This window comes from Aeromonas rivuli (assembly GCF_000820045.1).
In the GTDB taxonomy this organism is placed as follows: Bacteria; Pseudomonadota; Gammaproteobacteria; order Enterobacterales; family Aeromonadaceae; genus Aeromonas; species Aeromonas rivuli.
The window spans coordinates 13,071-35,178 of record NZ_CDBJ01000012.1; the positions used below are offsets into that span (position 1 = coordinate 13,071).

Below are 22,108 nucleotides of genomic sequence, written 5' to 3' on the forward strand. Positions count from 1 at the left end.
CCATGGAAGCTCATGGGTGGATTGCCCAGCCCCTTCAGGGCGCGTCACTCACTGTCAAAACGACGCCAGCGGCGTTTTTATTTCGCCATCGTTTGACTGATCTGTGCGGCCATGGCGCTTGCACCCGTTGCCTTAAGTGGTGATAGTAAAACGCTATCGAGAGAAGGAGAGAAGTGATGGAAGCCGCATTCTGGCACAAGCGTTGGGAAGAGAACCGGATCGGATTTCATCAGGCAGATGTGAATCCCTTCCTGCAAGATTGCTGGCAGGGCAGCCCCGAGCAGGGACCTGTGTTGGTGCCGCTCTGTGGCAAGTCTGCCGACATGGTCTGGCTTAGCCGTCAGGGCCATGCCGTGCATGGCTTCGAGTTATCGCAGCTTGCCGTCAGCCAGTTCTTTGAGGAGCAGGGGCTTGGCGTCCAGCAAGATGTGCTGGGTCCTTACCAGCGTCATCTGAGTGGCGAGATAGCCCTTCATCAGGGTGACTTCTTCGCCGCGGCATCCTTGGGTCACCGCTATCGACTCGCCTATGACAGGGCGGCGCTCATCGCCTTGCCCACTGCCATGCGCCAGGATTACGCCGACTTGATGGCGCGCCTGATGGTGGCGGGGGGGGAGGTGCTGCTCATCACCCTGGAGTATCAACCCGAACAGCAGGAGCAACCTCCTTTCTCGGTGGGGGAGTTGGCGGTGCGCACCCTGTTTGAAAGAACGTTCAGGGTCGAGGTGCTGGGCAGACGCAGCGAACAGGATCACCCCAGGGTCATGGTTGGCCAGCTCTCCTATTTTGATGAAGTGGCTTATCGACTGACCCATCGTGGTTGAGTCATCTCTGCGAACAGATGGCCGCGTTGTGATCTGGCAGGCAGATTGACGAGAAGAGGGGGCAAGGTCCTGGACCATGCCCCCTCTTTTTTAGCTCTTTTGATGTAGATCAACAGGGCAGTACAGGTTGTGAGTAAGATGACCCTGTTTCTCAATCACTGCTGGCAATGGCCCAGGCCGACCCGCCTCAGTGCCTGATTTTCACGCTCATGTTCACGTTTGGCGATCCAGGTCGTCTTTATGGTGGTATTTCCAGCCGACCCTCTTGGGTCGGCTTTTTCTTGGGTAGGCGTCCAGCGGCTCAGCAGGATCAGGCCTCGAAGGTCAGGGCATTGAGGCGAAAGGCGCTGGTATCGTCGATGAACTGGCCGGTGATCCGTTCGTCGTGCTCGTGGCCCAGGCCATAGCTGCAGAGGATCAACCTGTCCGAGGTACGTGAGCGCAACTGGGTGATAAAGCGCACCAGATCGGCGCGGCTGAGGTTGCCCACCTCCTCGCAGACCTGTTCGCGTTGATCGAAGCCGAGATCCTTGTTGCCTATGCTGACCCAGAGGCGCTGGCCACGGCTGCGCAGGTTGGCATCGCGCTCGGACAGCTGGGCCTGCAGGCCGCGCTTGCTCTCTTGCCACTGCTGCTCGCTAAATTCGAGCATGGCCAGCGGGAAGAGATCGATGAACTCCTCCACCGCATCGAGCAGCACCTGGGGCCCGGCCACCGGCGACTGTATATAGAAGATGAGGCCGGGATGGCGATTGAGGGGCAGATTACCGGCCCCCACCACATAACCGAGTTGCTGGCGGGTGCGCAGCTCGTGGAAGAAGGTGGAGGACATGATGTGGTTGGCCAGGGTAAAACAGGCCAGATCCCGGGCGCGGGTAGTGCGGGACTGGTAGTAGACCAGCAGCGCCGAGTCTTCGTGTTCGCAACCATGCTCGCGAATGAGGGTGCCCCTGTCCTGAATGGAGATCAGGGGGCGGCGGGTCTCCGCGCTCGGCTGGCTATAAGGGGCGAGGTGGCGCTCGAGCAGAACGGCCAGGGCCAGGGCTTCGCTCTCCTGCCAGTCGCCGTGTACCAGGGTCTCGACATGGACCTGGCTGAACAGCTGTTGCACGAAGGCTGGCATCTCATCGATCTCGACCTCGCGCAGGTGGCGCAACAACTGCTCGAAGGGGGGATTGTTGGGCTGCAGCAAACTGGTGAGCTGGTTGAACAGCTGATTGATGGGCCTGGTCTTGGCCTGATTCTCCCAGTTGCGGATGAGCTGCTGCTTGATGGCGGCAAAGCGCGCCGGATCCGGATAACCCAGGGTGCGATTGGCGAGGATCATGTCGAGCAACAGCGCCTGCTTGTCGGAGAAACCACTCAGGGTGATGGTGAAGCCCCCTTGATGGGCATACATCTGGTAACCCAGCCCCGCCAGCTCGGCCGGGTAGGTGAGGGCGTTGAGGTGATCGCACAATAGCTCGACGGCGAGCCGCGCCATGGCAATGTGGCGCGGGCTCTTGACCGCATGCTCACTGTCGATGGCGATGTAGAGGTTGCCCTTGGGCACGCTGAACTGGTGCTCATGGAGGTGCCAGAGTCGAAAACCGGGCCTGTCGATGAGGCAGGTGGGCAAGTCGGTGGCCAGCGCTGGCACCCTGGCTTCCAGCCGAGTGGCGATGAAGGGGTTGGGCTCGGGCAGGCGCAGGGCGGCATCGGGTTCGCTCTGCTGCCAGCGGATCTTGTCCGCCTCCGGTATCTGGCTCACCTTGTAGGGGGTCTGATACCAGCGGGCGAGGCGGTCCGTGGCAAGCTCGGGGGCAATGAGGGTCATCCTCAGGTTATGCGGGGTCAGCTTGGCGAGCAGGCGGGCGATCAGCGCCTCGTCATACTCGCGCATCATGTAGTCGCCATGGAGCAAGTCTTGTGGCTGGTAGATGAAGAGATTGAGCACCAGCCCCGAGACGGTGTCTTGCGCCTTGCCGCGCTCCTGGAAGCGGAATGCCGATTCGAGCACCTGCTGTTTCTCCTCGTATCGCCAGGGGGCCAGCCCCTCTTGCTTGACGAGCTTGAGGTAGCCAAACAGCAGCGTGATGATGTCGTCCACATGCTCAACTCCCATGGGGGTCAGGCCGAAGTTGATGCCAAAGTCCTTGAAGTTGCTGCCGCTCACCCCGCCACCGGCGGCCAGCTGATTGACCCAGCCTTTCTCCTTGAGCAGGGAGAGCAGACTGCCATCCCCCTCGTAACCGATGAGGTGACTCAGGAAGGTAAGCGGCTTCTTGTCGTAATAGGCATCGACCGGTGGCAGGGGGAACGTGAGGCTCAGGCGGCGGCTCTCCTTGACCGGGGTCTGTTCGATGCACAGTCCCAGATCCTCGAGTCGATAGAGGGGCACATCCACAGTCGGGATCCCCAGATTGCGATCCAGGATGGGGCCGAAGAAGTGTTCACACCAAGTTAATTGGTCAGGAATAGACTCGGGAGAGAGCATCACCAAGGCCATGCGATCCGCACTGTAGTGCTGTTCGTAGAACCCTATGAGGTCACTGTGCAAACTGCGCCCAGGCAGATCCGCCAGGGTGTCGAGATTGCCGACCGAGAACTTGGAGAAGGGGTGAGCCGGGTTGACCGTCTCCTTGTGCACCTGATAGCTGCGACGCACATCATCCATCAGCTTGAGCCGATATTCGGAGTCGACGGCGTTGCGCTCCTTATCGACCCATTCGGGTGCGAAGGTGGGGCAGATGAAAAACTGGGAAAAGCGCGCCAACCCTTGTTCGAAATAGTCATTGTCGATGTCGAAGAAGAAGTTGGTGAACTCGGTGCCGGTCCAGGCGTTGTTGCTGCCGCCATGGCGACTCATGAACTGCTGGTATTCGCCCGGTTTGGGATAAGTACGAGTACCAAGAAACAGCATATGCTCGAGGAAATGGGCCATGCCCTGACGATCGCTCGGATCGTCGAAATGGCCGGTATTGACCGCCAGCGAGGCCGCCGATTTATCGGTCTCAGGGTCGCAAATGAGGAGTACCTTGAGCCGGTTGGCCAGCTCCAGATAGTGATATTGCCTGTGGTCATTCGGGCTGGCGTAGGGGCTCATCGGCACTGACTCATGTTGGATTTATTTGAATTTAAAGATGATTATCGACCTCGGATAGAGGATGGGCAAACCCTTTTCTGAGAGGTCGCGCAATTGTTTCCCCATGCAGAGCGGGGTAAGATCCCCCCGCCGTTAAAACAGGCCCGACAGGGTGAGGTTGTAATGAAGATTTATATCATGCGTCATGGCCAGGCTGGCATGAATGCGAAAACCGATGAACAGCGTCCCCTGACTGAACAAGGGATTGCCGAGTCACTGCACATGGCACGCTGGCTGGCTCCTCAATTGGACGCGGGCCTCGGGTTGGTCATTCACAGCAACTACCTGCGGGCGCGTCAGACCTGGCAGGCAATCAGCCAGGTGCTGCCAACCCCGAGCAAGGTTGAGGAGAGTGACGACATCACTCCTTACGGTGATCCCACCCTGGTGGCCAGCTATCTCACCGCCCTGGCCGAGCAGCATGACAGCATCCTCATGGTGAGCCATCTGCCTCTGGTGGGTTATCTGGTACAGATGCTGAGTCCGGCAGCAGGGGCGCCCATGTTTGCGACCTCGGGGCTGGCTTGTATCGAATGGAAAGAGGACAAAGGTAACTTGCTCTGGTTGTCAGGACCTCATACAATACCGCTCGAAACAATCTGATAACATTTGGTTTTTTCAGTGTTTGAGCTTGTTGTTCATGGATGAATATTCATTTTTCAGGGAACCGTTTCGCAGAAACTGCTGTCATACGGGTACAACTGCATAGAGGTTGCAACGATGAGAGTATTTAAAAAATACCTGCCGCTGATGGTGGCAAAGCACGTCAAGACTTTCTTCAAGGGGCGCATTTATATCCATGGCCGTGGCCGCTTCGACTTCCAGTCCGGGCTGTTAATGATGCCAAATCAGGCAGACTTGCCTCATCGTCAGACGGTGATCGAGGTCAATGCCATGATAGGTCGTCTGCACATGGACGCGGCTTGACAGTGTTGTCAGTCAGTTTTTGCGATGCGCAGCCCAGACCCTCCCCGGAGGGTCTGATTGTTTCCGCCTTGGCTCGCCAGGTTTGTCTGGACCGCACGGTCGCCATGATGGCCCGGTTGTATGAGTCCGGATCCCGCCACACCGGATGAAATAGCGCTTGCACCCCAGGCAGGGCTTCCTAAAATGAGCGCCTGTTTAACTGGGTGTCACACATCATGCCTCCATTGGCGGTACTCTTTCCCTTCTCCTGCATGGCCATCTGGGCCGGTAACGGTATCGTCAGCAAGCTGTCGGTAGGGTTGTTGTCGCCGGCGGCCATGGCCTGGTCCCGCTGGTTGGTGGCCGCCTTGATCCTGACCCCTTTCCTCGCTCGTTCCGCCTGGCGGCAACGAGCCCGGATCAAGGCCGGTTTTGGCAAGCTTGCCATGCTGGCGCTGCTTGGCATGGTGCTTAACCAGACCTTTGGCTACTACGCGGCCCAGACTCTGGGGGCGACCGAGATTGGCCTGATGATGGGGTTGACGCCGCTGCTGACGGTCTTGCTCAGCGCCTGGGTGTTGCATGAACGACCCAGCTGGGGCGCCCTGCTCGGTGGTCTCATCTCCCTGCTCGGTCTGTTGGTGCTGCTGGGGCAGGGCAATCCCGCCCAACTGCTCCATCAGGGGGTTCAGGCCGGTTCCCTCTACATGTTGATGTCGGCGCTCACCTATGCCCTCTACAGTGTGCTGCTCAAGCGCTGGCAGCTTGGACTGGATAGCTGGACCATGCTCTATGGCCAGGTGCTGTGCAGCTTGCTGTTCCTCACCCCCTTCTTCCTGTTAAGCGACGGCACCCTGCCCGATAGCCGTGCGCTCTGGCTCATCCTCTACGCAGGCATCCCCACCTCGGCCCTCTCCCCCTGGCTCTGGATGCAGGGCATCTCGCGCCTTGGTGCCAACCGCACGGCTATCTTCATGAACCTGTTACCCATCATGACGGCGCTATTGGCGGTTAGCCTGCTGGGGGAGACGCTCACCCCCTATCATCTGGTCGGCGGCAGCCTCACCCTGTTCGGGGTACTGGTTGCCCAGCTGATGGTCAAACCCATCGTCAGTCGCAAGGCCGCGCCCTTGCTCTAGTTTGGCCCGCTAAAACAACAGCCCCGCAATGCGGGGCTGTGTCGTATCAGGGTCAACCCGGGGTTGAGCCGTTACTGGGCTACCAGGTACATCTCCTTCGAATAGACCAAGTCCTGCGGGTTGTGATAGGGGTAGCCCTTCACAAAGGACTTGAGCAGACGGGACTTCACATAGAAGTAGACGGGGGCGATGGGAGCCTCCTGGTCGAGGATCACCTCGGCCTGCTGGTAGAGCTGGTTACGCTCGGCCGGATCTTGTGAATCATGGGCCTGGGCGAGCAGGGCATCATATTGTTTGTTGACCCATTTGCCGCTGTTGGCCGAACTGCTGGAGGTCATGATGTCGAGGAAGGTGGAGGCATCGTTGTAGTCGCCATTCCAGGAGTAGCGGCTCACGGTGAAGTCCCCCTCGTTGAGGGTCGACACCATGGTCTTCCACTCCATGTTGTTGAGCTCGGACTTGACGCCCAGGTTGTGCTTCCACATGGAGGAGATGGCCAGGGCTATCTTCTTGTGACCCTCGTTGGTGTTGTAGAGGATATCCACATTCAGGGGCTTGTCCGGGCCATAACCAGCCTCGGCCAGCAGCGCCTTGGCCTCCTTGATCCGCTCCTCCTTGCTCATCAGCTCGCTGGTCGACTTCTTGAGTTCGAAGCCGTCGACGATGGGCGGGGTGAAGCTGTAAGCGGAGATCTGCCCCTGGCCCAGGATCTTGCCGGTGATGGTGTCACGGTCGATGGCCAGAGAGAGCGCCTTGCGCACCCGGGGATCGTCAAAGGGTTTGCGCTGAGTGTTGAACACATAGTAATAGCTGGCCAGGATAGGCACATTGAGCAGCTCATCCGGGGTCGACTTCTTCAAAATGGGATACTGCTCAAGGGGATAGCTGGTGTAGTGCAGGCTGCCAGCCCGATAGCGATTATAGGCGGCGGTATCGGCCACTATCTCCAGATAGAGTACCTTGTTGAGCACAGTATTGGCGTTGTCCCAGTAGTTGGGATTGCGCTCGGCGACCAGCCGTTCATTGGGTGTCCACTCCTTGAGCATGAAAGCGCCGTTGGAGACGATATTGCCCGGTTTGACCCACTCCTGGCCGTACTTGGCGATGGTCGCCTTGGGGGCCGGGAAGGTGGTGTAGTGAGAGAGGGTCTTGAGGAAGAAGGGCACCGGGGCCTTGAGGGTGATCTGCAGAGTATGCTCGTCGATGGCCTTGATCCCCAAGGTATCCGGACGCTGCTTGCCTGCCAGCACCTCGCTCGCGCCTGTCACCCCGGTCAGCTCGATGAACCAGGCATAGTTGGAGGCCGTCTTGGGATCCGCCGCCCGCTGCCAGCCATAGACATAATCCGCAGCCGTCACGGGTTCACCGTTGGACCACTTGGCATCGGGTCTGAGTTTGAAGGTATAGACGGTGCCGCTGGCATCCATGTCGTAGCCCAGGGCACCAGCGGGTTTGAGCTTGCCATCCGCATCCACGGTATAGAGGCCTTCAAACAGGTCGTTGACGATTTCGCTACCGGAACTCTCCTCCACCAGTTGAGGGTCGATGGAGGCGGGTTCGGCGCCGATGTTGCGGACAAAGGTCTGCTGGTCAGGGGGGAGCAACTTGGTCCCAGAGGGAACCTGAGCCGCCAGGGCCGGCAGTGAGAACAGGGCGAGCACAGCCCCTGCAATGAGGGTCTTCTTCATTGAATATCCTTATGTTTTTTTATGCTTCCAAAGCGACCCCAGTGTGCGATATCCATGGTGAAAGCTCAAGGGGTGAGCCGATGCCGATGGCCTTCACATCCGGCGGACGGCGGCAAGTCGCCAGCCAGCCGGGCAGGGGAAGGCGCAGAGGCGGCCTGGGTGACGAAGAAGCGTTGTCATCAAGGGCTCGAGATGTATCACAGCGAATTAACTAGGGAATGCTGCCCTGAAATTAGTGATTTAAACGGGATTGAGCGCCATGTGATTGGCAGTTTTGAACATAATTTCAACGAGTTAATTCGCTGCAAAAACAAATTTTCAACGTTACATTGGGTTACATAACAACGATGCCGGGCTCGGCACTTTTTTTGTGCGGCCCTGCAAACGTTTTCAACGCCAACGGAAACGCTCAAAGGAAACATAATGAAGAACATGATCACCCTGGGTGAGTACATCGTCAAAAAACAGGCGGACTATCCGACCGCGACCGGCGAACTCAGCTCCTTGCTCAGCTCCATTCGCCTCGCAGCCAAGGTGGTCAACCGGGAGATCAACAAGGCGGGCCTGGCCGACATCATGGGGTCGGTCGGCGCCGAAAATGTACAGGGTGAAGAGCAGCAGAAGCTGGATGTCTACGCCAACGAGCGCTTCAAGGCGGCCTTGGAAGCGAGGGGAGAGGTGTGTGGCATGGCGTCCGAGGAGGAGGAGGACTTCGTCGCCTTCGATTCGGCCCTCTCGGCGCACTCCAAATATGTGGTGCTGATCGACCCCCTGGATGGCTCCTCCAACATAGACGTCAATGTCTCGGTCGGCACCATCTTCTCCATCTACCGCCGGGTCAGCGAGCCAGGCACGCCAGTGCATCTGAATGACTTCCTGCAACCGGGCCATCAACAGGTTGCGGCCGGCTATGTGGTTTATGGATCTTCCACCATGCTGGTCTATACCACGGGGTTCGGGGTCAACGGCTTTACCTATGATCCCTCCATCGGCTGCTTCTGCCTCTCCCACGAGAACATGCGCGTCCCTCAAGAGGGCAAGATCTACTCCATCAACGAGGGTAACTACATCAAGTTCCCGGACGGCGTGAAGAAGTACCTCAAGTATTGTCAGGAGCTGGACGAGGCAACCCACAGACCCTATACCGCCCGCTATATCGGATCCTTGGTATCGGACTTTCACCGCAACCTGCTCAAGGGTGGCATTTACATCTATCCGTCCGGCACCAACTCACCCAACGGCAAACTGCGTCTGCTCTATGAGTGCAACCCGCTCGCCTTCCTGGTGGAGCAGGCCGGCGGCAAGGCCTCTGACGGTTTCCGTCGCATCATGGACATACAACCGACCGCCCTGCATCAGCGTACCCCTTACTTCGTGGGCTCGACCCGCATGGTCGAGCGGGCCGAAGCCTTCATGGCTGAGTTTTCCGCCCACGAAGAGAACAAGAGCTGAGTCAGATAACCAGCATGTCAGCATGAAAAAAGGCCGCGAAAGCGGCCTTTTTCTATGCACGATGGGGCTCAATCAGCCGCTTGCTTGCTCACCATCTGCAACAGCTCGTAGCGGATGTTGGGGGCATCGGCGGGGGGATTATCGACCTTGAACTTGGCAATCTTCAGCTCGTACAGATAGCCGGGCTCGAAGGTAAAGCCTTGAATATGGCTGTAAAACAGCGTCCAGTCCTGATCCTTGCTCTCTTTGACCTGCATGCACTGCATGGGGGCGACTCCGGTGCAGGGCACCAGGGCGGCATTGACGAAGAGGGTCTCACCCTGAGGGGCAGGGGCCTGTTGGCAACCGGTCAGGATCAGGGCGGCGGCGAGAACGGGGAATTTCATGGGATAGGGCCTCGTTGACAAATTCAAGCGAGGATTAAAACGCGAAAAAAAAAGGCGGTCAATGACCGCCTCTTTGATCACCCGATGTGGCTAGCGCTGATCAGCGCTGCTCCAGAGGGGTGAATTCACGCTCGGACGCGCCGACATAGAGCTGACGCGGGCGGCCAATCTTCTGATCCGGATCAGACAGCATCTCGTTCCAGTGGGCAATCCAGCCAATGGTACGGGACATGGCGAAGATCACGGTGAACATGGTGATCGGGATGCCGATGGCCTTCATGATGATGCCGGAGTAGAAGTCCACGTTCGGGTAGAGCTTCTTCTCGATGAAGTAGGGGTCGGACAGCGCAATGCGTTCCAGTTCCATGGCCACGGCCAGCAGCGGATCCTTGATCTGCAGCTCTTCGAGTACCTCGTGGCAGGTCTGACGCATGACCTGGGCACGGGGATCGTGGTTCTTGTAGACCCGATGACCAAAGCCCATGAGGCGGAAAGGATCGTTCTTGTCCTTGGCCTTCTCGATGAACTCGGGGATGCGCTCCACGGAGCCAATCTCTTCGAGCATCTTGAGACAGGCTTCGTTGGCACCACCGTGGGCCGGACCCCACAGGGAGGCGATCCCGGCGGAGATACAGGCGAAGGGGTTGGCGCCAGAGGAGCCCGCCAGTCGCACGGTAGAGGTGGAGGCGTTCTGCTCGTGATCCGCATGCAGGGTAAAGATGCGATCCATGGCGCGCTCGACGATGGGGTTGACCTTGTACTCTTCGGTCGGCACCCCAAACATCATATGCAGGAAGTTGCCCGCATAGGAGAGGCCGTTGCGCGGATGCATGAAGGGCTGGCCGACCGAGTATTTGTAACTCATGGCAGCCAGGGTCGGCATCTTGGAGAGCAGGCGGAAGGCGCAGATCTCGCGGTGCTGTTCGTTGTTGATGTCCAGCGCGTCATGATAGAAGGCGGACAGGGCACCGACCACACCACACATGATGGCCATGGGGTGGGCATCACGGCGGAAGCCGCGGAAGAAGTAAACGATCTGTTCATGGACCATGGTATGGCGCATGACCATGCGTTCGAACTCGGCGTACTGGGCCTTGGTCGGCGCTTCGCCGTAGAGCAGTATGTAGCAGACTTCCAGATAGCTAGCTTGGGTAGCCAACTGGGCAATGGGGTAACCACGGTGCAGCAAGACACCTTGATCGCCATCGATGTAAGTAATGGAGGATTTACAAGAACCTGTGGCCATAAAGCCGGGGTCGAAGGTGAAATAGCCCTGAGCGCCCAATTTTCTGACGTCAATCACATCGGGTCCCAGGGTTCCGGACAGGATCGGCAGTTCGACCGGCTCTTTTCCGGGTAAGTGTAGGGTGGCTATTTTATCAGCCATAGCACGTCTCCTTTGCTCTTTTATAATTAGTTCCAGTCGTACTCTATTACGAGATTGATGACTCAGGCAAAAGGGTTTCTCACCCTTTTCTTCCCCGGGGGGCGGCTGGAGCGCCTTATTTGAACCAGAGATCCCCCTCCTTGTCAATTTTGCTGAATGATCATTAATGCCTTGTTAAACAGGATGTGAGATCTGGTTTACGGTTTTGGGTTTTCTTTGTAGCTATTTGATTGTCATTGGTTAAGCCCGCCGATATACTGCGCCTCGTGGGTGATGGCTGTCGGTGTTTGAAACGCTTTCGCAAAGCCAGATGTGATAATGAAAATGTTATTTTTGGCTTTTCCGAGTTGTTTTGGTAACAAAAACCTAACAAATGCCACTCCGTGCCCTCAATAGTTTGTGAAAACAATAACTAACGTGCTCAATGGAGCTGAGTGGGCAAAGCCGTGAAAAATAAACAGAGACCTGTAAACCTCGACCTACAGACTATCAGCTTTCCTGTCACCGCCATCGCTTCCATCTTGCATCGTGTCTCAGGGGTGATCACCTTTGTGGCGCTTTCCATCTTGCTGTGGATGCTTGGTACTTCCCTTTCCTCTCCCGAGGGTTTTGACACAGTGATGTCCATCCTGGACAACATCCTGGTCAAACTCGTGTTCTGGGGGATCCTGACGGCGCTCGCCTACCACATCGTGCTTGGTATACGTCACCTGATCATGGATATGGGCTATTGGGAAGAGTTGGAATCCGGCTCACAGAGCGCCCGTGTGGCCTTCGTGATCACCGGCGTTTTGGCGGTATTGGCGGGGGTACTGGTATGGTAACCAATTCTGCAACCTTCGGGCGCAGCGGCGTTCACGATTACATCCTGATCCGCGCCACCGCACTCATCATGACGTTTTACACCCTCTATCTGGTGGGATTCGTCGCCTTCAACGACATCACCTATGACGTTTGGGTCGGCTTCTTCGCCAGTACCTTCACCAAGGTGTTCACCCTGTTGGCCCTGTTCTCTGTGCTGATCCATGCCTGGATCGGTCTGTGGCAGGTGCTGACCGACTATATCAAGCCGGTAGGTCTGCGGGGCGCGCTGCAATTTGCCCTGGTAGTGGTCTTGTTTGTCTATCTGATGACGGCGTTCGTCGTGCTGTGGGGTGTATAAGGTGACTATTCCAACTCGTGAATTTGATGCCGTGGTGATTGGCGCCGGTGGCGCTGGCATGCGCGCTGCGCTGCAAATCGCCCAATCTGGCAAGAGCTGTGCCTTGCTGTCCAAGGTGTTCCCGACTCGCTCTCATACCGTATCCGCCCAGGGCGGTATCACGGTTGCTCTGGGCAACGCCCATGACGACAACTGGCAATGGCACATGTATGACACGGTCAAAGGTTCCGATTACATCGGTGATCAGGAAGCCATCGAATACATGTGCAAGACGGGCCCGGAAGCTGTCTACGAGCTGGAGAACATGGGCTTGCCCTTCTCCCGCTTCGACAACGGCCGTGTCTATCAACGCCCCTTCGGCGGCCAGTCCAAGAATTTCGGTGGTGAGCAGGCCGCCCGTACTGCTGCTGCGGCAGACCGTACCGGTCACGCCCTGCTACACACCCTCTATCAACAGAACGTGAAGAGCAAGACCACCGTCTTCTCCGAGTGGTATGCCCTGGACTTGGTCAAGAACCAGGATGGCCACATCGTTGGCTGCACCGCCATCGACATGGAGAGCGGTGAAGTCGTCTACTTCAAGGCCAAGGCCACCGTGCTCGCCACTGGCGGCGCCGGTCGCATCTACCAGTCCACCACCAACGCCCACATCAACACCGGTGACGGTGTCGGCATGGCGCTGCGCGCCGGGGTCGGTGTGCAGGACATGGAGTTCTGGCAGTTCCACCCGACCGGTATCGCCGGGGCAGGGGTGCTGGTCACCGAAGGGTGCCGCGGTGAAGGCGGTTACCTGCTCAACAAAGACGGTGAGCGCTTCATGGAGCGTTATGCCCCCAACGCCAAAGACCTGGCCGGTCGTGACGTGGTGGCCCGTTCCATCATGATCGAGATCCGTGAAGGCCGTGGCTGCGATGGCCCCTGGGGTCCGCACGTCAAGCTCAAGCTGGATCACCTCGGCAAAGAGGTGCTCGAATCTCGTCTGCCAGGCATCTGCGAGCTGTCGCGTACCTTTGCCCACGTGGATCCGGTCGTCGAGCCTGTCCCTGTCATCCCGACCTGCCACTACATGATGGGCGGCGTGCCGACCAGCGTGAATGGTCAATGTCTGAGTCAGGACAAGGACGGCAATGACGTGCCCGTGGTCGGTCTGTTCGCCGTGGGTGAAATCGCCTGCGTCTCCGTACACGGTGCCAACCGTCTGGGCGGCAACTCCCTGCTGGATCTCATCGTGTTCGGCCGCGCAGCCGGTATTCACCTGGTCAATACCCTGGGCGACATGGAGCATGGCCGCGAGGCGTCAGAAGCCGATCTAGAGGCTGCCTTGACCCGCTTCAATCGTTGGGAAGCCAACCGTGATGGCGAAGATCCCGCCCAGATCCGCAAGGACCTGCAGGACTGTATGCAGCGCAACTTCTCGGTGTTCCGCGAAGGGGATGCCATGGCAGAAGGGCTGGCCGAGCTGAAGCGCATCCGCGAGCGTCTCAAAAATGCCCGTCTGGATGACACCTCCAAGGAGTTCAACACCCAGCGCATCGAATGTCTGGAGCTGGACAACCTGATGGAGACGGCGTTTGCCACTGCGGTTGCGGCTAACTTCCGTACCGAGAGCCGGGGCGCCCACAGCCGCTTCGACTTCCCGGAGCGTGACGATGAGGGTTGGCTGTGCCACAGCCTCTACCATCCGGACACTGAGTCCATGACCCGCCGTGCGGTCAATATGTCTCCGAAAACTCGCGAGGCCTTCCCACCCAAGGTGCGGACTTACTGATTGCGGAACCACGCCTGGCCGGTCTATGAAGAGGTGGGAGGCATTCCCATCTCTCATCGAAGGCGTGGACATATTGATTGCGGAGCAAAGCACAATGAACGTCACATTCTCGGTATATCGCTATAACCCGGACGTTGATAACGCCCCCCATATGAAGGATTATCGTCTTGATATTCCTGAAGGTTCCGACATGATGGTGCTCGATGCACTGATCCAGTTGAAAGAGCTGGATCCCACCTTGTCCTTCCGCCGCTCTTGCCGCGAAGGGGTCTGTGGATCGGACGGCATCAACATGAATGGCAAGAACGGTCTTGCCTGTATCACCCCGCTGTCGGATCTGCTGAAGAAGGGTAGCAAGGTGGTGATCCGCCCCTTGCCAGGCCTGCCGGTGATCCGGGATCTGGTGATAGACATGACCCAGTTCTACACCCAGTGGGAGAAGGTGAAACCCTTCCTCATCAATGAAGATAAATTGCCGCCCGTGCGTGAGCACCTGCAATCCCCTGAAGAGCGTGCCAAGCTCGACGGCCTGTACGAATGCATCCTCTGTGCCTGCTGCTCGACCTCTTGCCCCTCCTTCTGGTGGAACCCGGATAAGTTCATCGGCCCCGCTGGCCTGCTCGCCGCCTACCGCTGGTTGGCCGACAGCCGCGACAGTGCAGCGACCGAGCGTCTGGGCAATCTGGATGATGCCTTCAGCGTCTTCCGTTGCCACAGCATCATGAACTGCGTGAGCGTTTGTCCCAAGGGCTTGAACCCGACCAAGGCCATCGGTCACATCAAGTCGATGTTGCTTAATCGGGCTGTGTAATAAGCCAGGGCCCCGCCGCAAGGGCAGGGGCCCGACCTCTGGATGGCCACTCAACCCCTGGAAGGGTGGCTGTTTGACCCCTACAAAAACTGCCAAGCGGCAGTGACAAGAAGTACAAGGGATAGACATGCATAACGGCGTGATGAAGGCCTGGTTGGAGTCATCTCACCTGGCTGGTGCGAATGCAAGCTATATAGAGGATTTGTACGAATCCTTCCTGGACGATCCCGAATCCGTCGCCGACGAGTGGCGCAGCATTTTTGCTTCGCTGCCCCAAGTCAATGGTCACGCGGTCGAACAACCCCACTCTCAGGTCCGCGATTATTTCCGTCGTCTGGCCAAGGACCCCTCCCGTTTCAGTGCCGCCGTGTCCGATCCGCAAGTGGATGCCAAACAGGTGCGGGTACTGCAACTGATCAATGCCTTCCGTTTCCGTGGTCACCAGAACGCCAAGCTGGATCCCCTCGGTCTCTGGGCCCGGGAAACCGTTGCCGAACTCGATCCGGCTTTCCATAACCTGCAGGGCGCAGACATGGGGGCCACCTTCAATGTGGGTTCCTACGCCATCGGTCGCGAGACCATGGTGCTCTCCGATCTCGTCGCCTCGCTCAAGAAGACCTATTGCGGCTCCATCGGCGCCGACTATATGCACCTCACCTCCACCGAAGAGAAGCGTTGGCTGCAAGACCGCCTCGAATCCATCGAAGGGAAGGGCAGCTATAGCCTGGAAGAGAAGACCCGCATCCTCGAGAACTTGACCGCCGCCGAAGGGCTGGAAAAATACCTGGGTGCCAAGTTCCCCGGCGCCAAGCGTTTCTCTCTGGAAGGGGGCGATGCCATGGTGCCCATGCTCAAGGAGCTGATCCGTCGCGCCGGTGAGCAGGGTTGCAAGGAAGCCGTCATCGGCATGGCCCACCGTGGCCGCCTCAACGTACTGATCAACGTGCTTGGCAAGCGTGCTCAGGAGCTGTTTGACGAGTTCGCCGGCAAGCATGGCGAGTCCTGGGGCACCGGGGATGTGAAGTACCACATGGGCTTCTCCTCCGATTTCGCCACCCCGGGCGGCAACGTCCACCTGGCGCTGGCTTTCAACCCTTCTCACCTCGAAATCGTCAACCCTGTGGTCATCGGCTCCGTCCGTGCCCGCATGGACAGACGGGGTGACAAGGATGGCGCAAGCGTCTTGCCCATCACCATCCACGGTGACTCGGCCATCGCCGGGCAAGGGGTGGTCGCCGAGACCTTCAACATGTCCCAGACCCGTGCCTATGGCGTCGGCGGGACAGTGCGCATCGTCATCAACAACCAGGTGGGTTTCACCACCTCCAACATGCGTGACGTGCGCTCCACCGAATATTGCACCGACATCGCCAAGGCCGTTCAGGCCCCAGTGCTGCACGTCAATGGTGACGATCCGGAAGCCGTGGTGCTGGTCACCCAGATTGCCCTGGATTACCGCAACACCTTCAAGCGTGACGTGGTGATCGAGCTGGTCTGCTACCGTCGTCACGGTCACAACGAGGCCGACGAGCCGAGTGCGACTCAGCCCTTGATGTACCAGAAGATCAAGCAGCATCCGACCCCGCGCAAGATCTACGCCGATCAGCTGGTTGCCGAAGGCATCGTCAGTCAGGAACTGGCGACCGCTCAGGTCAACGAGTACCGCGATGCCCTGGACAAAGGGGAGCGGGTGGTCAAAGAGTGGCGCCCCATGGAGTTGCACTCCGTCGACTGGTCCCCGTATCTGGGTCACGACTGGGCCATGTCCTATGACGCCGGTCTGCCCCTCGACGAACTCAAATCCTTGGGTGAGCGGGTCAGCCAGTATCCGGTGGCGCATCAGTTGCAGCGTCAGGTCGAGAAGATTTATGAAGACAGGCGCACCATGGCCGCCGGCGACAAGCTGCTGGACTGGGGCTTCGCCGAGACCCTGGCCTACGCCAGCCTGGTCGACAAGGGTTCCCGCATCCGCATCACCGGGCAGGATTCCGGCCGTGGCACCTTCTTCCACCGCCATGCGGTACTGCACAACCAGAAAGATGCCAGCACCTATACCCCGCTGTGCAACATCAGTGATGAACAAGGTCCGTTCGAGGTGTACGACTCTGTGCTCTCCGAAGAGGCTGTGCTGGCGTTCGAGTACGGTTACGCCACCACTGAGCCGACCGGTCTGACCATCTGGGAAGCGCAGTTTGGCGACTTTGCCAACGGTGCCCAGGTGGTGATCGATCAGTTCCTCTCCTCCGGTGAGCAGAAGTGGGGCCGGATGTGTGGCCTGACCATGCTGCTGCCCCACGGCTACGAGGGCCAGGGCCCGGAGCACTCCTCCGCCCGTCTGGAGCGCTACTTGCAGATGTGCGCCGAGCACAACATGCAGGTCTGTGTACCCTCCAACCCGGCCCAGGTCTACCACATGCTGCGTCGCCAGGTGATCCGTCCCATGCGTCGTCCGCTGATCGTGATGTCGCCCAAGTCCCTGCTGCGCCACCCGCTGGCGGTCAGCAAGCTCGAAGAGCTGGCAGAGGGGACCTTCCAGAATGCCATCGGCGAGATCGATGCACTGGATCCCAAAGCCGTCAAGCGAGTGGTGTTCTGCTCCGGCAAGGTCTACTACGACCTGCTCGATGCCCGTCGCAAGGCCGAGCAGCAGGACGTGGCGCTGGTGCGCATCGAACAGCTCTACCCCTTCCCGGAAGCGGAAGTGCGCGCCATCCTCGCCGATTACGCCCACGTCACCGATTTTGTCTGGTGCCAGGAAGAGCCGCAGAACCAGGGCGCCTGGTACAGCACCCGTCATCACTACGATGGCGTGCTGCAAGCCGGTGCTACCCTGCGTTACGCCGGTCGTCCGGCCTCCGCCTCACCCGCGGTCGGTTACATGTCTGTCCACGCCAAGCAGCAGAAAGCCTTGGTGGAAGATGCCCTTACTCTGGCCTAAGCCCTGAACAAGAAGTAACAAGGAACTGATTACATGACTATCGAGATCAAGGTACCGGACCTGCCGGAATCAGTGGCCGACGCCACCATCGCCACCTGGCACAAGCGCCCAGGGGATCTGGTTGCCCGTGATGAAGTACTGGTCGACATCGAGACCGACAAGGTTGTCCTGGAAGTCCCGGCGCCGGAAGCCGGTATTCTCGGTGACATCCTGCAGGCCGAAGGGGCGACCGTGCTCTCCCGCCAGCTGATCGCCATGCTCAAGGCCGCCCCCGTGGCGGGCGAAGAGACCAAAGAGAAGCCGGTCGAGGCCTCGGCCGATGCCGCGGGTGACGATCTGAGCCCCTCGGTGCGCCGTCTGGTGGCCGAACATGCCATCGACGTCGCCAAACTCAGCGGCACCGGCAAGGGTGGTCGCATCACCAAGGAAGACGTGGAAGCCTTTATCAAGAGCGGTAACAAGCCTGCCGCCGCGCCGGTGGCCGCTGCCCCGGTCGCCGCGGTGGCACCGCTGGCTGCACGCACCGAGAAGCGCGTGCCCATGACCCGCCTGCGCAAGCGCATCGCCGAGCGTCTGCTGGAGGCCAAGAACACCACCGCCATGCTGACTACCTTCAACGAGATCAACATGGCGCCGATCATGAAGCTGCGTAAGCAGTACGGCGAGATCTTCGAGAAGAAACACGGCATCAAGCTGGGCTTCATGTCCTTCTACGTCAAGGCCGTGGTCGAATCCCTCAAGCGCTACCCGGAAGTGAATGCGGCGCTCGACGGTGATGACGTCGTCTATCACAACTACTTCGATGTCAGCATCGCCGTCTCCACCCCCCGTGGCCTGGTGACGCCGGTACTGCGCGATTGCGACAGCATGAGCCTGGCCGACATCGAAAAAGCCATCAAGGAGCTGGCCGGCAAGGGCCGCGACGGCAAACTGACCGTCGATGAGCTGACCGGTGGCAACTTCACCATCACCAACGGTGGTGTGTTCGGTTCCCTGATGTCCACGCCGATTATCAACCCGCCGCAAAGCGCCATCCTGGGGATGCACAAGATCCAGGACCGCCCGATGGCGGTAAACGGCCAGGTGGAAATCCTGCCGATGATGTACCTGGCCCTCTCCTACGATCACCGTATCGTCGACGGTCGTGAGTCGGTGGGCTTCCTGGTCTCCATCAAGGAGTTGCTGGAAGATCCGACCCGTCTGCTGCTGGACGTCTGATCACACAAGAATATAGGGGCCTGTCCGGGCCCCTATCGCAGGGGCATTGAGAAACACCCCAACGGATATAACGACAACACGGATAGAACATCATGAATTTGCATGAATATCAGGCAAAACAGCTGTTTGCCAAATATGGCCTGCCGGTCTCCGAAGGTTATGCCTGCGCTACCCCGCAAGAAGCGGCGGAAGCTGCCGACAAGATTGGCGGCAACATGTGGGTCGTCAAGTGCCAGGTGCACGCCGGTGGCCGCGGTAAAGCGGGCGGCGTCAAACTGGCCAAGAGCAAGGATGAGATCCGTGCCTTTGCCCAACACTGGCTCGGCAAGAATCTGGTCACTTACCAGACTGATGCCAATGGTCAGCCGGTCACCAAGATCCTGGTGGAATCCTGCACCGACATCGCCAAGGAGCTCTACCTGGGCGCCGTGGTCGATCGCAGCAGCCGCCGCGTGGTGTTCATGGCCTCTACCGAAGGTGGCGTGGACATCGAGAAGATTGCCCACGAGACCCCTGAGCTCATTCACAAGGCGGCCATCGACCCCCTGGTCGGCCCGCAGGCTTATCAGGCCCGCGAACTGGCCTTCAAGCTGGGCCTCAACGGCGAGCAGATCAAACAGTTCACCAAGATCTTCATGGGTCTGGGCAAGATGTTCCAGGATTGCGACTTCGCGCTGCTGGAGATCAACCCGCTGGTGATCACCGACAAGGGCAACCTCCATTGCCTGGACGGCAAGATCAACATCGACGCCAACGCCATGTACCGTCAGCCCAAGCTGCGCGAGATGCACGATCCCTCCCAGGATGATCCCCGCGAAGCGCACGCCGCCCAGTGGGAGCTGAACTATGTGGCCCTCGATGGCAACATCGGCTGCATGGTCAACGGCGCGGGTCTGGCCATGGGTACCATGGACATCGTCAACCTGCACGGCGGTTCCCCGGCCAACTTCCTGGATGTCGGCGGTGGCGCCACCAAGGAGCGCGTGACCGAGGCCTTCAAGATCATTTTGTCTGACAGCAAGGTGCAAGCCGTACTGGTCAATATCTTCGGCGGCATAGTACGCTGCGACATGATTGCCGAAGGCATCATAGGCGCGGTCAAGGAAGTGGGTGTCAAGGTGCCCGTCGTGGTGCGTCTGGAAGGCAACAATGCCGAACTGGGTGCCCAGAAACTGGCCGAAAGCGGCCTCAACATCATCGCCGCCAAGAGTCTGACTGACGCAGCGCAGCAAGTGGTTAAAGCAGCGGAGGCCAAATAATGAGCGTTCTGATCAACAAAGATACCAAGGTCATCTGCCAGGGCTTCACCGGCGGCCAGGGTACTTTCCACTCCGAACAGGCGATTGCCTACGGCACCCAGATGGTCGGCGGCGTGTCGCCAGGCAAGGGTGGCACCATTCACCTGGGCCTGCCGGTATTCAACACTGTGCGTGATGCCGTGGAAGCCACTGGCGCCACTGCCTCCGTCATCTATGTCCCGGCTCCGTTCTGCAAAGACGCCATCCTGGAAGCGATCGATGCCGGCATCAAGCTCATCGTCACCATCACCGAAGGCATCCCGACCCTGGACATGCTGGACGTCAAGGTGAAGCTGCAGGAAACCGGCGTGCGCATGATAGGTCCGAACTGCCCGGGGGTGATCACCCCGGGTGAGTGCAAGATCGGCATCATGCCGGGTCACATCCACAAGCCGGGCAAAGTCGGTATCGTGTCGCGCTCCGGCACCCTGACCTATGAAGCGGTCAAGCAGACCACGGACGAGGGCTTCGGCCAGTCCACCTGCGTCGGTATCGGTGGCGACCCCATCCCGGGCTCCAACTTCATCGACATTCTGGAGATGTTCCAGAACGATCCGCAGACCGAAGCCATCGTGATGATCGGCGAGATCGGCGGCAGTGCCGAAGAAGAGGCTGCTGCCTACATCAAGGCCAATGTCACCAAGCCGGTCGTCTCCTACATCGCAGGCGTCACCGCGCCTCCTGGCAAGCGTATGGGCCATGCTGGCGCCATCATTGCTGGCGGTAAAGGCACGGCTGCCGAGAAATTTGCCGCCCTGGAAGATGCCGGTGTGAAAACCGTGCGCTCCCTGGCCGACATCGGCAAGGCCCTGCGCGAAGTAACCGGCTGGTAATTCCTGTCAGCCCGTTATCTCTGATAAAAATGCCGACCCTAGAGTCGGCATTTTTTATGGCGCTTAATAGGTATGGTGATGGTATTCACCTGACAGTTGCCCTCAAAGGGGAGTGGTCATACGGCTTCAAACCGGATGACAAAATAATGTCAGTGATAATTCGACCACTACACCCTTCATCTTGAAAAATAGCGGGATAAGGGGTATAACCACGCGCTTTCCTGGTCTATTTAGCGAGCCCCCTCCATGCAGCAAGTCGATAATATGCAGCCAACGCCTTTTTGGCAGGAAAAGACCCTGCAGCAGATGACCAATGCCGAGTGGGAGTCCCTGTGCGACGGCTGCGGCAAGTGCTGCCTCAACAAGCTCATCGACGCAGACACCGACGAGCTGGTGTTCACCAACGTGGCCTGCAACCTGCTCAATACCAAGAGCTGCCAGTGCTCCGACTATCACAACCGCTTCAAGAAGGAGCCGGACTGCCTGCAGATCACGGTGGACAAGATTGACGAGTACCAGTGGTTGCCATCGAGCTGTGCCTATCGCCTGCTGGCCGAGGGGCAGACCCTGCCTGCGTGGCACCCGCTCATCACCGGCAGCCGCAGCGCCATGCACCAGGCGGGGCAGTCGGTGCGCGGCAAGGTCATCCATGAGCGTGACGCTGGTGAGTGGGAAGATCACATCATCACCTGGGCCAGCTGAGCCAGCCGCTTTCTGTTATCTGCAAGAGCCACCCAGGTGGCTCTTGCCGTTTCTGGCGTCCGGGTTTGCCCGAAGGTAACGAGGGTGACTCTGGGCTCTTAGCTAAGGATGAGGGCCTGAGGCTCAGCTGGCGTGGGGTTATCAAAGCAGGCCGCGAGCTGGCAATGGGTGGGCAGTCGCGAGTCCGGCAGAGTGGCACGGGGAGGGGGGTGATCCAGTCAGATAAGGGGAGAGACGATTGCGCCAGTGAGGGCTTGGCGGCGTTGCCTGTCCCTGAGGTGGGCTGATGAGGAGCGTCGCGCTTCTTGCCTGCTGTTGCCGCATTCAGCGACACCCTTCATAGCAGAAGATCCGCTGGCGGTGATGACGGCGTTGAAATAGCGCAGAACGCTGAGTGTGGAGCGTGTTTGGACATAAAAAAAGAGCCGCATCTGCGGCTCTTTTTCATGGCTATGTCCCGTCCTGAATATGG

General features: G+C 58.9%; 20 protein-coding genes. 15 read left to right on the plus strand and 5 right to left on the minus strand.

Features of this window, described 5'->3' with window-relative positions:
• Positions 1-176 precede the first annotated feature (176 nt).
• Positions 177-824, plus strand: coding sequence for a thiopurine S-methyltransferase (locus BN1130_RS01340; RefSeq protein ID WP_042039809.1), 648 nt, complete (start codon positions 177-179; stop codon positions 822-824).
• Between the two features lie 310 nt (positions 825-1,134).
• Here the strand turns inward: BN1130_RS01340 and BN1130_RS01345 are convergent, their stop codons facing one another.
• Positions 1,135-3,909: an insulinase family protein gene (locus BN1130_RS01345; RefSeq protein WP_042039810.1), complete on the minus strand. Its 2,775-nt coding sequence runs from the start codon at positions 3,907-3,909 to the stop codon at positions 1,135-1,137.
• Positions 3,910-4,071: 162 nt separating this feature from the next.
• Between BN1130_RS01345 and sixA the strand changes: the two genes are divergently transcribed.
• The 3 genes from sixA (at position 4,072) to BN1130_RS01360 (ending at position 5,993) form a co-directional block, all read left to right on the plus strand.
• Positions 4,072-4,551, plus strand: a complete 480-nt coding sequence (gene sixA, locus BN1130_RS01350) for a phosphohistidine phosphatase SixA (RefSeq protein WP_042039811.1) — start codon at positions 4,072-4,074, stop codon at positions 4,549-4,551.
• A 117-nt stretch (positions 4,552-4,668) separates the two neighbouring features.
• A complete protein-coding gene (locus tag BN1130_RS01355) occupies positions 4,669-4,875 on the plus strand; it encodes a DUF1107 domain-containing protein (protein ID WP_042039812.1) in 207 nt (68 codons plus the stop codon).
• A gap of 215 nt (positions 4,876-5,090) precedes the next feature.
• On the plus strand, positions 5,091-5,993 hold the full coding sequence (locus tag BN1130_RS01360) for a DMT family transporter (protein WP_042039813.1): 903 nt from the start codon (positions 5,091-5,093) through the stop codon (positions 5,991-5,993).
• A 71-nt stretch (positions 5,994-6,064) separates the two neighbouring features.
• Here BN1130_RS01360 and BN1130_RS01365 read toward each other — a convergent pair whose 3' ends face one another.
• Complete coding sequence (locus BN1130_RS01365; RefSeq protein WP_042039814.1) at positions 6,065-7,681, minus strand: peptide ABC transporter substrate-binding protein; 1,617 nt, start codon at positions 7,679-7,681, stop codon at positions 6,065-6,067.
• Between the two features lie 54 nt (positions 7,682-7,735).
• Here BN1130_RS01365 and BN1130_RS22030 point away from each other — a divergent pair, with 54 nt between their 5' ends.
• Together BN1130_RS22030 and fbp are read left to right on the plus strand one after the other, a co-directional pair.
• Entirely contained in the window at positions 7,736-8,023 is a 288-nt protein-coding gene (locus tag BN1130_RS22030; protein ID WP_157013849.1) for a hypothetical protein, read from the plus strand.
• An 81-nt stretch (positions 8,024-8,104) separates the two neighbouring features.
• Positions 8,105-9,133 (plus strand): class 1 fructose-bisphosphatase, encoded by a 1,029-nt coding sequence (gene fbp, locus BN1130_RS01370; protein ID WP_042039815.1) that lies wholly within the window; start codon positions 8,105-8,107, stop codon positions 9,131-9,133.
• Between the two features lie 68 nt (positions 9,134-9,201).
• On the opposite strand, the gene BN1130_RS01375 is transcribed toward fbp, so the two are convergent.
• Entirely contained in the window at positions 9,202-9,519 is a 318-nt protein-coding gene (locus BN1130_RS01375; protein ID WP_042039816.1) for a DUF4377 domain-containing protein, read from the minus strand.
• Positions 9,520-9,619: 100 nt separating this feature from the next.
• Positions 9,620-10,906, minus strand: coding sequence for a citrate synthase (locus tag BN1130_RS01380; RefSeq protein ID WP_042039817.1), 1,287 nt, complete (start codon positions 10,904-10,906; stop codon positions 9,620-9,622).
• Between the two features lie 434 nt (positions 10,907-11,340).
• Here BN1130_RS01380 and sdhC point away from each other — a divergent pair, with 434 nt between their 5' ends.
• The 9 genes from sdhC to BN1130_RS01425 all read left to right on the plus strand — a co-directional run bounded on the left by sdhC (position 11,341) and on the right by BN1130_RS01425 (position 21,636).
• On the plus strand, positions 11,341-11,730 hold the full coding sequence (gene sdhC / locus BN1130_RS01385; protein ID WP_042039818.1) for a succinate dehydrogenase cytochrome b556 subunit: 390 nt from the start codon (positions 11,341-11,343) through the stop codon (positions 11,728-11,730).
• Positions 11,724-12,068 carry a succinate dehydrogenase, hydrophobic membrane anchor protein gene (sdhD, locus tag BN1130_RS01390; protein ID WP_005896890.1) on the plus strand — a complete coding sequence of 115 codons (345 nt, stop codon included), beginning with the start codon at positions 11,724-11,726 and terminating at the stop codon, positions 12,066-12,068. The genes sdhC and sdhD overlap by 7 nt, the downstream gene beginning before the upstream one ends.
• Before the next feature lies 1 nt (position 12,069).
• Entirely contained in the window at positions 12,070-13,836 is a 1,767-nt protein-coding gene (gene sdhA / locus BN1130_RS01395; protein ID WP_042039819.1) for a succinate dehydrogenase flavoprotein subunit, read from the plus strand.
• 94 nt (positions 13,837-13,930) lie between these two features.
• Positions 13,931-14,647: a succinate dehydrogenase iron-sulfur subunit gene (locus tag BN1130_RS01400; protein ID WP_042039820.1), complete on the plus strand. Its 717-nt coding sequence runs from the start codon at positions 13,931-13,933 to the stop codon at positions 14,645-14,647.
• A 127-nt stretch (positions 14,648-14,774) separates the two neighbouring features.
• Positions 14,775-17,585: a 2-oxoglutarate dehydrogenase E1 component gene (gene sucA, locus BN1130_RS01405; protein ID WP_042039822.1), complete on the plus strand. Its 2,811-nt coding sequence runs from the start codon at positions 14,775-14,777 to the stop codon at positions 17,583-17,585.
• 33 nt (positions 17,586-17,618) lie between these two features.
• The gene (gene odhB / locus BN1130_RS01410) at positions 17,619-18,803 is read left to right on the plus strand and encodes a 2-oxoglutarate dehydrogenase complex dihydrolipoyllysine-residue succinyltransferase (protein WP_042039824.1); all 1,185 of its coding nucleotides are present in this window, start codon (positions 17,619-17,621) and stop codon (positions 18,801-18,803) included.
• 92 nt (positions 18,804-18,895) lie between these two features.
• Entirely contained in the window at positions 18,896-20,062 is a 1,167-nt protein-coding gene (sucC, locus tag BN1130_RS01415; RefSeq protein ID WP_042039825.1) for an ADP-forming succinate--CoA ligase subunit beta, read from the plus strand.
• Positions 20,062-20,934, plus strand: coding sequence for a succinate--CoA ligase subunit alpha (gene sucD / locus BN1130_RS01420; protein ID WP_042039826.1), 873 nt, complete (start codon positions 20,062-20,064; stop codon positions 20,932-20,934). Before sucC ends, sucD begins: the two co-directional genes overlap by 1 nt.
• Positions 20,935-21,198: 264 nt before the next feature.
• A complete protein-coding gene (locus BN1130_RS01425; protein WP_042039830.1) occupies positions 21,199-21,636 on the plus strand; it encodes a YcgN family cysteine cluster protein in 438 nt (145 codons plus the stop codon).
• Positions 21,637-21,854: 218 nt separating this feature from the next.
• On the opposite strand, the gene BN1130_RS22810 is transcribed toward BN1130_RS01425, so the two are convergent.
• The coding region (locus BN1130_RS22810; protein WP_232301905.1) for a hypothetical protein at positions 21,855-22,108 on the minus strand (254 nt) is incomplete at its 5' end.